This window comes from Paenibacillus sp. QJM3NY_38 (genome assembly GCF_056173265.1).
The window spans coordinates 4,104,832-4,118,566 of the sequence record NZ_CM149665.1 but is presented as its reverse complement, the minus strand read 5'-3'; the positions used below and the strand labels follow the sequence as shown (position 1 = coordinate 4,118,566).

Here is a 13,735-nt window from a genome sequence, read left to right as displayed (position 1 = left end):
AGACGTTCATATGAAAACCATTAATATCGGCATTATCGGTGCCGGACGTATCGGCAAAATCCATGCGGATCATCTGCTGCGCATGCCTGGTGCAAAAATTGCGGCCATCGGCGATTTGTTCGCCGACGACAAGCTGAGGTCCTGGGCCGCGGAGCGCGGCATTCCTGTGGTTACGACTAATAGCAACGATATCTTGGAACATCCGGATATCGATGCCGTGCTGATCTGCTCCTCGACGGATACGCATGTCCCGCTGATCAAGCAGGCCGCGGCGAACGGCAAGCATATTTTCTGTGAGAAACCGGTCAGCATGAGCGTGGATCAGACCCGCGAGGCGCTGACGGCCGTGGAAGCGGCTGGCGTAAGTCTGCAGATCGGCTTCAACCGCCGGTTTGACCATAACTTCAGCCGGGTTCGGGAGATTGTGTCCGCGGGGAGAATCGGGGATGCCCATCTGATCAAGATTACCTCGCGTGATCCGAGTCCGCCGCATCCGGATTACATTAAAGTGTCCGGCGGGCTGTTTATGGATATGGCTATTCATGATTTCGACATCGCCCGTTTTTTATCGGGCAGCGAGGTGGTCGAAGTGTATGCCCAGGGAGCGGTACTCGTGGACCCTGCCATCGGAGAGCTGGGCGACATCGACACCGCCCTCACAACGCTGCGGTTTGAAAACGGAGCGCTCGGCGTCATCGACAACAGCCGCAAGGCCGTCTACGGTTATGATCAGCGGATCGAGGTGTTCGGCTCCGGCGGCTGTGTCTCCGCTGACAACGACTATCCAAGCACCGCCATTGTCAGCGGCCCGGATGGCGTTACCCGCGACAAACCACTGTACTTCTTTCTGGAGCGGTACAAGGAAGCGTACATGAACGAGACGCGGCAATTTATCGATAGCTTGCAAAACGGTACCGCGGTGCCAGTCAGCGGCCATGACGCCCTTCAGGCAGAGCTGATCGCCTTGGCGGCCAAGCGTTCGCTCCAGCAGGGCCGCCCGGTGAGGCTTGCCGAGCTCACCACCGGCATATCTTCCGCAGGCTAAACCCGAAACCCGGAGAGGCTGTAATTGGCAGCGGGATGTCGAGAGGATGGCTAAGCTGGCTGAACAAGGAGACATCATCGTTTGGGTTCGCTAGCCTCAATATCTGCTTGAAATCGATATATGAGAAGCTGTCGCACAAGCGCTGGAAGATCTTACTCAAACGGGAGAACTATCTGTTGGAGCTTCTTCATTTGCAGAGTCAGAAACAAAAAGGAGGAATACCATGCCGAACTTAATTGTACCCCTAACGACGCCGGACCTGGACGGGCGCGTGCTATCCATAACGCCGCAAAGCGCAGGCTGGACATATGTGGGCTTTGAAGTATTCCGTTTACGGGAAGGACAGACGCTGAGACGAGTCACGGGAGATCAGGAAGCGGCTCTTGTTCTGCTAACCGGGCGAGCCGACGTGAAGGCCGGGGGAGAGAGCTGGCACAACATTGGCAAACGCATGAGCGTGTTTGAAAAAACGCCTCCCTACACGGTTTATGTGCCCTCACAGCAACCGTACGAAATCACGGCTCTTACCGAAATGGAGCTGGCGGTATGCCTTGCCCCGGGGAAAGACTCTCATCAGGCCCGTCTCATCGCGCCGGAAGAGGTCGGCGTGGAGAACCGCGGGAGCGGGAGCATGTCGCGTCTGGTGCATCATATTTTGCCGGAGCAAAAGCCTGCGGACAGCCTATTGGTGGTCGAGGTGTTTACGGACGGGGGCAACTGGTCCAGCTACCCGCCGCACAAGCATGACCGCGACGAGCTGCCGGAGGAGTCGCTGCTGGAGGAAACCTACTATTTCCGGGTTCAGCCGGAATGCGGTTTTGCCGTTCAGCGGGTCTACACCGATGACCGTTCGCTGGACGAAACGATGGCGGTCAAAGACGGCGAGGCTGTTATGGTGCCTGAGGGCTACCATCCGGTATCCGCGCCTCCCGGATATGATGTGTACTACCTGAACGTCATGGCGGGGCCGAAGCGAATATGGAAATTCCGCAATGATCCGGATCATGATTGGCTTATGAGATAAAGCTGGAAATCAGGGAACGTGTTATGGACCAGGATCCTTAGGTGTGCATGTCTGCAGGCAGTAATAACGACTAAATGGTCTTGCGCTAAACGAGATGAAAGCTCATAATAAATTGAAATGCCAAAATTAAACAAATGGAGTTCAAGGGATGATAAGAGCGACTATTTATGACGTTGCGCGCGAAGCCGGCGTCTCCATTGCCACCGTCTCTCATGTCATGAACGGCAAGGGCAAGATCAGTCGCGAACGGCGTGAGGAGATTCTCGATATCATGCAGCGCCTGAATTATCGGCCGAATGCGATTGCCTCAGCCCTCGCCGGCAAAAAAACCTATACCCTGGGATTGCTCGTCCCCGACATCTCCAACCCCTTTTTTGCCGAGATTGCACGATCGGTCGAGGATCACGGGCATCAGCTTGGATACAGCGTGATCATCTGCAGCACGGACAACCAGGAAGAGAAGGTAAAGCGCTATGTCAGCCTGCTGAGACAAAAGCAGGTGGACGGCGTTATTATCGGTACGGGCGTATCCCATGGCGAGCTGCTTAAGCCGCTTCAGGAGCATTCGCTGGCTATAGCGCTTATCGCTCGCGACAATCCGGCACTTGGCGCAAGCAGCGTTCGGGTTCATGACTTGGAAGGGGGCCGTCTGGCTGCTGAGCATCTACTTCGTCTCGGTCACCGCAGGCTGGCGGTACTCGCCGAGCATGAACGGGTGACAAGCAGCAATGAGCGGGTAAGGGGGTTTGTCGAGACTGCCGCCTCCCTCGGTTTGGGGCCGTCTCCCGACTATATGGCGGCCTGTGACCATAAGATCGAGGACGGATACCGCAGAGCTAAAGTCATATTGGAGCTGGAGGAACCGCCCACGGCGCTGTTTTGCTGCAACGACTTGCTGGCGATCGGCGCACTTCAGGCGATCCGCGAGCTCGGGCTGCGCGTTCCGGAGGACTGTTCGGTCGTCAGCTTTGACGATACGATTCTCGCCCGAGTAACCGATCCGCCGCTCACCGTTATTGCCCAGCCGATGGAACAGATGGGCCGCCTGGCGGTGGACCTTGTGGTCAGGAATCTGTCCAGCCAGGGAGAACCTGCACAGCGGATTGTGCTCCCTCCAGAGCTGGTCATCCGCCGATCCACGGCCCCGCCGCCGGGATAATCAATCTTCTGGAGACAATAGGTTACACCAAGAATCATGTTCCAGTTAAAACGGACGACAGAGTCGTTATTATGGGCATTGGCAGTCGATTTGCTGCTAGTGCTGAATAACGTCTCTCAAGTCCGTTTTTTGGTATCAATTTTATTTCGCTTACACAAAGGTTTTCCTAGATTCGAGAGTACATGCGGAGACACCAATGAGTAACCGTCACGGGGTTGAATGATTCGCATGTTTTGAGGTTTTTCGAAACGCTGCGGGAGCCATCCCTTTGTACTTATGAAATGCTTTACTAAAGTGGAATTCATCATGATATCCGCATGCGTTGGCGATAAACCTCAATGTATACGACGTGTACGCCAAGTAACGCTCTGCATGCCGCATACGGATGTCGGTCAGGTAGTCCTTGGGAGAAACATGCAGATGCTTCATAAACAGCTTTCGCAAATATGACTCCGAAATGGCATGTTTCTTTGCTAAGGATCCAATATGGAGCGGATCGGCGTAATGGTCCTCGATGTCTGATTTAATCCGGTGATATGCCTCATATGCGGGCTCTATTAGAGACGGCTTGTTCTCCTGATGTAATTTGGCGATCATCCTTAGAAGCAGGGCGCTGCTTTCCAGTTCACTCTCCGTATTCCCGGGAACCCAAGCCCTTGTCAACTCGCTGAAACCATGGTCCATCCCGATGGCTTGCTCGCCTAGATAATGGGCCATAAATGGGATTTCAAGCCGCTGAATGCTTTGAGGGAGCTGCCATTCAGACCGGGAATGTTGAAGGCAGCAGCATTCAAACAGCACCATGCTTATGGTAAGAGGGGCTTCCGGCGCGCTTTTCATACGCATCTGCAAGCCTGGTTCCATATAAAACAGCATGCCTTGACTTACCGGATATGCTTGATCCGCATAAAAGATTCCGCTGCCTTCATGGATCCAGTAGAAACTGTGCACTGACGTATTATTACGGATATCAGACCAATCGGAAGAGGTGGTCTTTCGGAAGGTCCAGTTGATCCGCACAACCAAATCTCGAGCATCATACACGGCAGTCCAGCCTCCATCCTGATAGGTGATATAAGAAAAGAATAACTCAAGATCACAACAATCGCCAGGGATGCAAGGAGCGATTTTTACATGTTTTGTATCGGCTTTTCTATGGAGTACGCTGCATCAATAAACTAGTGTTTACTTATCGGATTTTGAGGGCATCCTCAAAGCCGCATGATGGATTGGAGGAGAAGAGATGCTGCGATTATTTGATACCCACCATATTCGAAAGTGCAAGGAACTGGAGGGAATGTGGGAGTTTGCTCCAGTAGCCGGCATAGGGGAGCGACCAGCCAGTTACACTGACAAGCTGCCTGTTCCCGGTTGCTGGGAGATGCACCCACGCTTCGGAAACTATAGGGGAGTTGGCGTATACCGCAAGATCATCTCGCTGTCTCGAAAAACCAATTTGCGAATCGAATTTAAAGGGGTCAGCCACACGGCACATGTTTATTTCAACGGGGAATTGGCAGTCCGTCATTATAACGCATATACCGCCTTTGACATGGTCATCCCGGAAGTTCAAGCCGGTGAACATGAACTGCTGGTGTATGTGGATAATTCCTTTAACGAGGAATCGGCCCTTCATGTTCCTAATGATTACTATACGTACGGCGGCATTATTCGGCCGGTTGCCCTGGAGGAGATAAGCGATTTATACATTGAAAACGTCATGTTCACTCCATATAAACAGGGCGGGGTTTGGCAAGGTTCTTGGAAGGTATTGATCCGAAACCTTGGAAGCCTTGTGAAGAAAGGTTCACTCCGCGGTTCGCTGGCTGAGGTGGAGGGGGCGCTTGGAAGCTTTGAAGTGAAGCCAGGGGAGCGGGTCGAACGAATAGCCACCCTATCCTATCCCGGTGTGTTGGAATGGTCGCTGGACGACCCGAATTTGTATGTGCTGCGAGCGGTCCTTGCCGTTGATGGCGCGGATTGCGATGATTGGCTGGACCGCATAGGCTTTCGCGAGATAACAACGCAGAACGGAAAAATCCAATTGAACGGCCAGGATCTCGTGCTCAAAGGCGTTAACCGGCATGAGGACCATCCCATGGCCGGTTCCGCACTTCCGCTGCCCCTCATGGTAAAAGATGTGGACCTCATAACAGAGCTTGGGTGTAACTCCGTTCGGACAAGTCATTATCCGAACGATGAGCGATTCCTCGATCTATGCGATGAACGAGGGATTGCGGTGTGGGAAGAAAATCACGCCCGCGGTTTGAGTCTGGAGCAGATGCTGCATCCGAATTTCGGTTGGCAGAGCGAGCAGGTGACTCGTGAAATGGTGCAGCAGCATTTTAACCATCCGTCCATCCTGATATGGGCCATTCTGAATGAATGCGCCAGTAACACGGAGGAGGGGAGAGCTCACTACGCAAAGCAGCTAACCATTATTCGGGAGCTTGACCCCAGCAGGCCTCGGTCCTTCGCTTCCCATCATCGAGATCAGGAGAAATGTTTTGATTTGGCGGAAATCGTGTCATTCAATCTCTATCAGGCTGGTATACCGACGAGAATCCTGGGGAACTGGCGGATCTGGCCAGAAGCTGGGCAGATGCGCTCGGCGGAGAAGGTAAACCGATGATTATGAGTGAATTCGGAGGGGATGGGTTCTACGGGTTCCGAAGTCCGAATCGGGAGAAAGGCTCGGAGGAGCGTCAGGCCGATATTATCGCGAGCAATCTGAAGGCATACATGGAGCGCGAATACATTTCCGGGATGTTCATATGGCAATTTAGCGATTGCCGTGTGACGGAAGGGCTTGGCTGGCTGCTGAATCGTTCATGCACGCGGAACAGCAAAGGCATCGTGGATGAATATCGGCGTCCGAAACTGGCGTATGAAACCGTTCGAAGACTTTTTATGGGAGAATCATGATATTTGACTGAGTGGTACATAAACCCTATACTTTTAGATAACAAAGATCATGTTCAAAAGGGATGAGGGGAATGACCACGAACGGTAGACCGCGTGAGTTCAAGAAAGAAGCTGTCATTGATGCAGCCATGGACGTATTCTGGTCCAAGGGTTATGAAGCGAGTTCCACGCAAGAGCTGTGCGAGAAGACAGGGCTTGGTAAAGGGAGCCTGTACAATGCCTTTGGCAGCAAGAATGAGTTGTTCGAGCAGGTGCTTCAACGTTACAATGATGAAGGCCTGGAGATATCCAGAGAGATTCTGGGCCGGTCCGTCCCGGTCAAGGAAAGACTGCACGCCTTGTTTGAATGGGCGATCGGCATGGATTTTTCGGATCCAAATCATCGCGGCTGCATGGCGGTTAATATTAGTATGGAACGAGCTGGGCGGGACCCGATGGTTGAACGGATATTCGGGCAATATATTTATGATCTCGAGGAAGACTTGATCAGTGTGATGGAAGAGGCGATTCAATCGGGAGAGATTCTGGCTGAACGCTCTGCGAGTAAGCTGGCCAGCTTATTCTTAAGCAGCTACTATGGTCTGCGGGTGATGAACTCCGCTACGATGAATCGGGAGTTAGCCGATCGAATCGTCGAAAGTACACTCGATGCTATTTTCTCTAGAGTATAGATATAATTGATCGGTATTAAAGAAAAGGCCGTATCCATGGGTAGTTCAAAACTATCTTTGGAAGCGGCCTTTGGCTTATCTAAAAGTCCAAAACCATCACCCGCTCGATTTGCTATTTGATCGGGTTGATGGTTTTTTGTGCTTTTTTCCATGTTATCAGCTCTCTGATTTCATGTAGGGTCCGTGCGCTTGATTTGTGTTCTAACGCTTCTCGGCCTCCAGTTGATCATGAGAACCAGCTGATCCCTCATATAAGGGACGGAATAGTGGAAATTGTTCTCGATCCAGTGGAATACCAGGCCGATTAAGGCGTGCATGTTGTAGATGATGAGAAGTTCATGGTTGAGCTCTTCCCCGGAATAGTCCAAATCCTCCATGGCGATTTGCTTTAATGCCGAGAACATTTTATCCCGGACCAGCGGCAGAACATCGCTTTTGAATAAGGCCGTATATACGTCTGCATTTTGATGAATATGATCAAATATTTTTACCGCATTAGCAGGCAGCTCATCGATATGAAATACGTCGACTTCCCCGTAGGGAGCCCTGAAGGAAGCAATCAGTTCCTCCATTAAAGGGGTCAGGATATCATCCAGAAGAGACTCTTTATTGTCGTAGTGGGTATAGAAGGTTCCTCGATTGTAATTCGCTAACTCTACGATTTCCGTAATGGAAATGCTGGAGAAGCTCTTCTGCGAGAGGAGTGATAGAAGCGCTTGTTTTAAAGCTTCTTTGCTGCGGACGATGCGACGGTCGGTCCTTTTATTGCTTGTTTGCATAGAGTCGAGTCCTTTCGGTTACAAATATAACGAATTTAATTATTAAAATATAAACAAATTTATGTTTTTTGTTCGGTATCGCACATTTTCATGTTTTTTAATGATTGTGACCTAAATCATACTACAATTATACTAGAATAGACATATGTCATGTATTGTACAGTTGTTGAATGTTGTCACTGAATTTTGAAATGATATCAAACCAATAATGGGGGTATGGAACATGAGATTAGCTGGTAAAGTTGCGATAGTTACGGGTGCTGCTTCCGGTATGGGAAAAGCGACAGCGGAACTGTTTGCCGCCGAAGGCGCAAAGGTTGTCGTGTCTGACCTGCGTCTTGAGGCAGCGCAAGCCGTTGTTGACGGAATTACGGCAAAAGGCGGCACAGCCCTGGCATTGGTAGCGAATGTGGCCAAGGAAGAGGATGTACAGCAGCTGGTAGATGCTACTGTTAATGAATATGGAACGCTTGATATTTTGATTAACAACGCTGGCATTATGGACAACTTCGTACCGGCTGCTGATCTAACGGATGAATTGTGGGATCGTGTATTTGCCATCAACACGACGGGACCGATGAGAACCATTCGTAAATCATTGCCAATCTTCCTGGACAAGAAAAGCGGAGTCATTGTCAACATTGCATCTGCTGGAGGTCTAATGGGGTCCAGAGCAGGGGCAGCGTATACGGCCGCTAAGCATGCCGTTGTCGGATTAACGAAGAATGTCGGTTTCCAATATGCAACGCAGGGAATCCGCTGTAATGCGGTTGCTCCAGGAGGTGTCAGCACGAATATCGGCACCACTCTCAACGCGCCGAATTCGTTCGGTATGGAAAGAGCGATGGCTGGTATCAACCTGAACCCGCGGGCAGGCGAACCGGAAGAAATCGCGAAAGTCGTATTGTTCCTGGCTTCAGATGAAGCCAGCTTTGTCAACGGTACTGTGGTTACAGCCGATGCAGGCTGGACTGCATACTAAAAAGCAAGCGCAAGCGCAAGCGCATGGGCTTTCTAAAGGATACCTCCTTTAGGAAGCCTTGTTTTTTTGTGGCGGCATAAAGGTTGAAACTATTCGAATTCATAAATAAACCTTTAATATTCTACACAACCTATACCTGTCTATTGATGGATATCCCAATGTTACATAGGTAATTCTTCGAGGAGGGAGCAGGGTTGTGGAAATATTTCTTATGGTACTTATGTTTCTGGTCCTTGTCGGTATTTCAAACATTATTAATCGATTTCTGCCGTTCATACCTGTCCCGTTGATTCAGATTGCGCTTGGGATCGGGGCCGCCTATATTCGCGGGTTCCATCACGTTCCGCTGAATCCGGAATTGTTCATGGTGTTGTTTATCGCGCCGCTCTTGTTCAATGACGGGAAGCTTACCCCGCGCGAAGAGTTATGGAAGCTCAGGTCCAGTATCCTGCTGCTGGCGCTAGGTCTCGTATTTGCAACGGTTCTGATCGCGGGACCTTTCATTCATTGGCTTATTCCGACCATACCGTTATCGGCTGCCTTTGCGCTGGCGGCGATACTCTCGCCTACCGATGCGGTTGCGGTGGGCTCCCTGTCAGGCAGGGTGAAGCTGCCGGGAAAAATCATGCATTTGCTTGAAGGCGAAGCGCTGATGAATGATGCATCCGGTCTCGTTGCATTTAATTTTGCGATTGCGGCTACAGTAACGGGTTATTTTTCTTTGACGAATGCCATCGGCAGTTTTTTTGTCATTGCGGTTGGAGGCATCGTGATCGGTGCACTTCTAGGATTTCTAGTGATCTGGTTCAGAATGCTGCTTCGCCGGCTCGGCATGGAGGACGTCACGCTCCATATGCTGATCATCATTCTGACGCCATTCATCATCTACCTTATCGCCGAGGAATTTCATCTATCCGGGATTCTGGCTGTCGTAGCGGCGGGTGTCACCCATGCGGTGGAGAGGGATCGCATGCGTTCGGCGTCCATAAAGCTCAGAGTGGTATCGGACAGCACCTGGTCGGTCATTCTCTTCACGCTAAATGGGCTGGTGTTCATTCTGCTCGGGCATGAAATCCCGGGAGTCGGTAATCAAATATGGAGTGACCCTGCCTATAACAATGGACAAGTTCTCGGCTATATTTTTCTTATAACGGCTGTACTCATATTGCTGCGTTTTGCATGGGTCTGGGCATCTACGAACCGTCAGTTCAAATCTTCCATGCTGACTGCACTATCGGGCGTACGGGGAGCACTGACGCTGGCCGCGGCTTTCTCTATCCCGCTCACCCTTGCGGACAATCGTCCTTTTCCAGAGCGAAGCTTAATGTTATTCATCTGTGCGGGCGTCATCCTATTAACGCTGGTGATCGCGAGTGTTTTGCTTCCGCTCCTGACACGGGAGAAACATGTCGATTCGTCCGCGGTGATCGATCGCGAGAAAGAAGCACGGCTTCATATGCTCCAAGCGGGTATACGTACCGTGCGGGAAGAAATGACGGATGAAAATAAGGAAGAGGCGGTTCAGCTTATCTATGCGTATAGCAAGCGGCTTCAGCAATCTCAAATAACGGATAAAAGCGACATGCGGGAGTTCTGGAAAGCCACCATCGCAGTAAGAAAAATCGGACTCACAGCGGAACGGAACGTTGCGGAAACATGGCTTAAGGAACATAAAGCATCCGCAAGGGTCGCGGAGCTGTTCCTATCCTCGCTGAACAAAGTCGAAATGCTGCTTACCAGCCGATATAAGTTCAAGCTGCTCACGAAGAATTTATGGCGGAACTTGAAGCGCTTGTTGAAAAAAAACGAGTCCCAAGAAACGCCCATGTCTCCGGATCATCCGGATTGGGATATGTATAAGGCACTAAAGCTGGAGGCTATTCGTGCAGCAATACATGAGATCCAGACAGTGAAACCGGCACAGAGGCAGGAAGTCCTGCAAGCCGTTATTGCAGACTATCGGGCAATGGAGCATTTTCTTCAGAATGATCGTGTGTGGAGTCGAAGAAAGCAGAAGCTTAGCAGTGAACGCCGGGAACTGGAACTTAAAGCCATTCAATCCGAGCGTAACGAGATTCAAAGCATGTTCGAACAGGGCGATATTGAACGGGCATTGGCGAGCCATCTGAGAATGGATGTGAATTACCGAGAGGCGAATTTGTATGAGTCTCAAGCACTGGTTGAAGAAGAGGGCCATTAGACGATGGTCCTTGTTGCGCTTGATGGAGTGTCAGGTTTACGTTACAATAATGAAAAGCTTGATGGGAACGACAGCTAAAGCTGCAGAATGCCTATTTAAGGCAATTCTATTATTGAAAAAGGGGGTAGGAACATGAGCATCCATAAAGAAGCGGCCTCCAAAAAATCGACAATGGCCTGCCCGTCCACTTATAAAACCTTCAGCCTAGCCGTGCAAGCACTGGTTACGCTTGAACGTCACTCCGGTAAATGCTCGAGCGGCGATATCGCCTCGTATTTGCACTCGGAATCGACTTTGATTCGACGCGTGCTGAAAACACTTGCGCAAGCCGATATGATTGAGTCGCGTGAAGGAAGAGACGGCGGCTACCGGCTCAAGAAGAATGCCTGTGACATTACACTGGCTGAAGTTTACTCGATTCTTCAAGTCCACAGCTCCATCAGCGACAGCATGCTGGATGCGGCTACCGGACATTGTTTTGCCGAGGAAATCAAGGAATCCTTTGTCGGCATTTTATCCGAGATTGAGGACAGTACCCTGAAAATACTGGAATCCCGGACGATCGCGGACATCGCTCAGTGAACCTTTCAAAATGTGATTGACAAAGAAATCCAGTCTGCTATATACTGTGCATTAAACAACACAGTTAACTCGCGATTTAAACTGTGCAGAAAAATGCACAATATAATTTTGGAGGGGAAAAACCATGTCCACCATAACAAAACCCGATTTTCAAACCGTGATTCAGGAACGCCACTCGGTTCGACAGTACGACCCGTCGGTAAAGATTCCAAGAGAAGAGATGGAAGCGATTCTGAAGGATGCTACACTGGCACCTTCCTCAAGCAATCTGCAGCCATGGCGCTTTCTTGTGATCGATGATGCTGAGCTTTTGAAGAAGCTGCATCCGATTGCAAACAATCAGGAGCATGTACTTCAAGCCTCGGCCGTCATTGCTGTGCTGGGTGATATGAAGTGGTATGAGAAGGGCGAGAAGATCTACTCGATGTCTGAAGAAGCGGGATATATGACCGAAGAGGTGAAGCAGCGCTTTATCTATACGGCCGAAAATCTTTATGCGAATATGGACCAATCCGTAAAAGAGAGCATCGTGGACGTGGATGCCGGACTGATCTCCATGCAGCTGATGCTGAGCGCGCGGGCCAGAGGATATGATACCGTACCGATGGGCGGATATAACAAAGTGCAGTTCGTGGAGGAGTTCAATATCCCTGCCCATTATCGCAGCGTGATGTTGATTGCTATCGGGAAAGCAGCCGCTCCAGGTCGGCCAACGGTAAGATTGCCGCTTGAAGACGTTGCTTTTTGGAATAAAATCTAAAACATAATCAAAAAGAACGGGGATCCTGTCTGATGATCTCCGTTCTTTTTGCGTTGATCTGATCGATGCCCATGATTCGAAGAGCTAATTCTCGCCGATTCATGTTTGAAGGATGCAGTTATAGAGTCACGTCACGTGTTACTTTGGTAGTTTCACTGCTCCGTGCAAGAATAGATCTACAATCTCAACAGCCATATCACGAGGGCTGGCATAAACGCTTCGGGTATCTTCACGATTTCCCAGCATCAGCATCGCCGAGAAAGCCTGCGCCATAAGCAGAGGATTGCCTTCCCGAAGCTCGCCTGAACGCATCGCTTGATCAAACCGATTGGCAATGACTTCATGAATGCGCTGTTCCGCCTCACGGATCGCGGACATCTGCTCCTGGGATAAAAAAGGCTCCGCTTCCCGCATCATCGTCTCCATCTCGGCATGCGGACGGGCGATCTTCGCTTCAGCCACCCAGATTAATCCGGACTCCAGCGTATCGGCCTCTTGCAGAAAGCGATGAGTGGAAGCATATGCTTTATCGAGAATCGTGGTTACCGCTATTTTAAACAGCTCGGGTTTGTTTGTGAAATGATAGTAGATGGAAGCCTTGGTCACTTGGCAAGCCTTCGCGATCTGCTGTAAGGATACGGACTCGTAGCCATTCTCCATGAATAACTCGGAGGCGGTCCAGAGGATGGTTTCCTGGATAGGAGTCTGATCGGCAGCTGCTTTGGGACGCCCGGGATTTCGGGGGTTGCGTATTTTTGTCATGTTGACCTCCTGACTATAGTGTAAGACATGCCGGTCGCTTTTTCAAAATAAATATACGCTTCCGATTCAAGTATTGGTGCAGTAGGTGGTTGTTGACGATTTTGACGAGCATGAAGGGGAGCTGGTAAGATAAGGGAGAGGGCGGCGTTATCAATCAAAAGGGATGTGACCTATGGCAACGATACAAGAGGCTATTGAACTCCGCACTGCAGGTCAACCGGAGGAAGCCAAAGAAATTCTCCTCGGGCTGTTAGCCCAATCCCCAGACGATTCCGAAATCCTGTATCAGCTGGCCTGGGTGCATGATCTTATGGGGCTTGAGGGTGAGGCGGTTCCTTATTATGAGAAGGCGATCTCTTCTGGCCTGAAGGATCCTGAGCGATGCGGTGCATTGCTTGGACTTGGAAGCACCTATCGTACGTTGGGGATGTACGACAAATCCAAGGAGATTTTGGAGCAGGGCTTGCAGGAATATCCCGAGGCGAGGGAGTTTAACGTATTTTATGCGATGACCTTGTACAATTTGGGACAATACGATAAGGCGATGGCACTTCTGCTTAAAGAAATAGGCGAAACCAGTAATGACGAGGGAATCAAAAGCTACAGAAAAGCGATTGCTTTCTATTCGGATAAGCTCGATCAGATTTGGAAGTAATCCGAGGAAGATTACTACATAATTAATGTTATGTAAACTGAAAAATAGCGTCTGATAATCATAAAATATGGCTTGTTTTATAGCAGTGATGGAATTCATGCAAATAATCATTTCTTCACTTTGCTTAACTGGATTTTAGGCTGCCTTCATCTCTCATTAAGGTTTGGACCTTATACTAGGTATGTCACTAC

General features: G+C 50.2%; 14 protein-coding genes. 11 read left to right on the top strand and 3 right to left on the bottom strand.

What is annotated here, in order from left to right:
* Nucleotides 1-10 precede the first annotated feature (10 nt).
* The 3 genes from iolG (at nucleotide 11) to AC0VZ8_RS18920 (ending at nucleotide 3,228) form a co-directional block, all read left to right on the top strand.
* The gene (iolG, locus tag AC0VZ8_RS18930; RefSeq protein WP_475484045.1) at nucleotides 11-1,045 is read left to right on the top strand and encodes an inositol 2-dehydrogenase; all 1,035 of its coding nucleotides are present in this window, start codon (nucleotides 11-13) and stop codon (nucleotides 1,043-1,045) included.
* A gap of 223 nt (nucleotides 1,046-1,268) precedes the next feature.
* A complete protein-coding gene (gene iolB, locus AC0VZ8_RS18925; protein ID WP_475484044.1) occupies nucleotides 1,269-2,069 on the top strand; it encodes a 5-deoxy-glucuronate isomerase in 801 nt (266 codons plus the stop codon).
* Nucleotides 2,070-2,217: 148 nt separating this feature from the next.
* On the top strand, nucleotides 2,218-3,228 hold the full coding sequence (locus tag AC0VZ8_RS18920) for a LacI family DNA-binding transcriptional regulator (protein ID WP_475484043.1): 1,011 nt from the start codon (nucleotides 2,218-2,220) through the stop codon (nucleotides 3,226-3,228).
* A gap of 207 nt (nucleotides 3,229-3,435) precedes the next feature.
* Here AC0VZ8_RS18920 and AC0VZ8_RS18915 read toward each other — a convergent pair whose 3' ends face one another.
* Nucleotides 3,436-4,272, bottom strand: coding sequence for a helix-turn-helix transcriptional regulator (locus AC0VZ8_RS18915; RefSeq protein ID WP_475484042.1), 837 nt, complete (start codon nucleotides 4,270-4,272; stop codon nucleotides 3,436-3,438).
* A 199-nt stretch (nucleotides 4,273-4,471) separates the two neighbouring features.
* On the opposite strand from AC0VZ8_RS18915, the gene AC0VZ8_RS18910 reads away from it, so the two are divergent.
* From AC0VZ8_RS18910 to AC0VZ8_RS18900, 3 genes are all read left to right on the top strand, one after another.
* On the top strand, nucleotides 4,472-5,860 hold the full coding sequence (locus AC0VZ8_RS18910) for a glycoside hydrolase family 2 protein (RefSeq protein ID WP_475484041.1): 1,389 nt from the start codon (nucleotides 4,472-4,474) through the stop codon (nucleotides 5,858-5,860).
* On the top strand, nucleotides 5,857-6,153 hold the full coding sequence (locus tag AC0VZ8_RS18905; protein WP_475484040.1) for a hypothetical protein: 297 nt from the start codon (nucleotides 5,857-5,859) through the stop codon (nucleotides 6,151-6,153). Before AC0VZ8_RS18910 ends, AC0VZ8_RS18905 begins: the two co-directional genes overlap by 4 nt.
* 71 nt (nucleotides 6,154-6,224) lie before the next feature.
* Complete coding sequence (locus AC0VZ8_RS18900) at nucleotides 6,225-6,824, top strand: TetR/AcrR family transcriptional regulator (protein ID WP_071218541.1); 600 nt, start codon at nucleotides 6,225-6,227, stop codon at nucleotides 6,822-6,824.
* 170 nt (nucleotides 6,825-6,994) lie between these two features.
* On the opposite strand, the gene AC0VZ8_RS18895 is transcribed toward AC0VZ8_RS18900, so the two are convergent.
* Nucleotides 6,995-7,603 carry a TetR/AcrR family transcriptional regulator gene (locus tag AC0VZ8_RS18895; RefSeq protein ID WP_475484039.1) on the bottom strand — a complete coding sequence of 203 codons (609 nt, stop codon included), beginning with the start codon at nucleotides 7,601-7,603 and terminating at the stop codon, nucleotides 6,995-6,997.
* Between the two features lie 223 nt (nucleotides 7,604-7,826).
* Between AC0VZ8_RS18895 and AC0VZ8_RS18890 the strand changes: the two genes are divergently transcribed.
* The 4 genes from AC0VZ8_RS18890 to AC0VZ8_RS18875 all read left to right on the top strand — a co-directional run bounded on the left by AC0VZ8_RS18890 (nucleotide 7,827) and on the right by AC0VZ8_RS18875 (nucleotide 12,127).
* Nucleotides 7,827-8,585, top strand: a complete 759-nt coding sequence (locus tag AC0VZ8_RS18890) for an SDR family oxidoreductase (RefSeq protein ID WP_071218539.1) — start codon at nucleotides 7,827-7,829, stop codon at nucleotides 8,583-8,585.
* A gap of 196 nt (nucleotides 8,586-8,781) precedes the next feature.
* A complete protein-coding gene (locus AC0VZ8_RS18885; RefSeq protein WP_475484038.1) occupies nucleotides 8,782-10,785 on the top strand; it encodes a Na+/H+ antiporter in 2,004 nt (667 codons plus the stop codon).
* 132 nt (nucleotides 10,786-10,917) lie between these two features.
* Nucleotides 10,918-11,367, top strand: coding sequence for an RrF2 family transcriptional regulator (locus AC0VZ8_RS18880; RefSeq protein WP_071218537.1), 450 nt, complete (start codon nucleotides 10,918-10,920; stop codon nucleotides 11,365-11,367).
* A gap of 124 nt (nucleotides 11,368-11,491) precedes the next feature.
* Nucleotides 11,492-12,127 carry a nitroreductase family protein gene (locus AC0VZ8_RS18875; RefSeq protein ID WP_260065706.1) on the top strand — a complete coding sequence of 212 codons (636 nt, stop codon included), beginning with the start codon at nucleotides 11,492-11,494 and terminating at the stop codon, nucleotides 12,125-12,127.
* 138 nt (nucleotides 12,128-12,265) lie between these two features.
* Here the strand turns inward: AC0VZ8_RS18875 and AC0VZ8_RS18870 are convergent, their stop codons facing one another.
* Nucleotides 12,266-12,889, bottom strand: coding sequence for a TetR/AcrR family transcriptional regulator (locus tag AC0VZ8_RS18870; protein WP_475484037.1), 624 nt, complete (start codon nucleotides 12,887-12,889; stop codon nucleotides 12,266-12,268).
* Between the two features lie 172 nt (nucleotides 12,890-13,061).
* Here AC0VZ8_RS18870 and AC0VZ8_RS18865 point away from each other — a divergent pair, with 172 nt between their 5' ends.
* On the top strand, nucleotides 13,062-13,544 hold the full coding sequence (locus AC0VZ8_RS18865; RefSeq protein ID WP_475484036.1) for a tetratricopeptide repeat protein: 483 nt from the start codon (nucleotides 13,062-13,064) through the stop codon (nucleotides 13,542-13,544).
* Nucleotides 13,545-13,735: the final 191 nt, after the last annotated feature.

Coding starts and splice junctions, on each gene's coding strand:
- AC0VZ8_RS18895 (WP_475484039.1), bottom strand. CDS start 7,603: ATGCAAACAAGCAATAAAAGGACCGACCGTCGCATCGTCCGCAGCAAA.
- iolG (WP_475484045.1), top strand. CDS start 11: ATGAAAACCATTAATATCGGCATTATCGGTGCCGGACGTATCGGCAAA.
- AC0VZ8_RS18900 (WP_071218541.1), top strand. CDS start 6,225: ATGACCACGAACGGTAGACCGCGTGAGTTCAAGAAAGAAGCTGTCATT.
- AC0VZ8_RS18920 (WP_475484043.1), top strand. CDS start 2,218: ATGATAAGAGCGACTATTTATGACGTTGCGCGCGAAGCCGGCGTCTCC.
- iolB (WP_475484044.1), top strand. CDS start 1,269: ATGCCGAACTTAATTGTACCCCTAACGACGCCGGACCTGGACGGGCGC.
- AC0VZ8_RS18910 (WP_475484041.1), top strand. CDS start 4,472: ATGCTGCGATTATTTGATACCCACCATATTCGAAAGTGCAAGGAACTG.
- AC0VZ8_RS18880 (WP_071218537.1), top strand. CDS start 10,918: ATGAGCATCCATAAAGAAGCGGCCTCCAAAAAATCGACAATGGCCTGC.
- AC0VZ8_RS18890 (WP_071218539.1), top strand. CDS start 7,827: ATGAGATTAGCTGGTAAAGTTGCGATAGTTACGGGTGCTGCTTCCGGT.
- AC0VZ8_RS18875 (WP_260065706.1), top strand. CDS start 11,492: ATGTCCACCATAACAAAACCCGATTTTCAAACCGTGATTCAGGAACGC.
- AC0VZ8_RS18905 (WP_475484040.1), top strand. CDS start 5,857: ATGATTATGAGTGAATTCGGAGGGGATGGGTTCTACGGGTTCCGAAGT.
- AC0VZ8_RS18865 (WP_475484036.1), top strand. CDS start 13,062: ATGGCAACGATACAAGAGGCTATTGAACTCCGCACTGCAGGTCAACCG.
- AC0VZ8_RS18870 (WP_475484037.1), bottom strand. CDS start 12,889: ATGACAAAAATACGCAACCCCCGAAATCCCGGGCGTCCCAAAGCAGCT.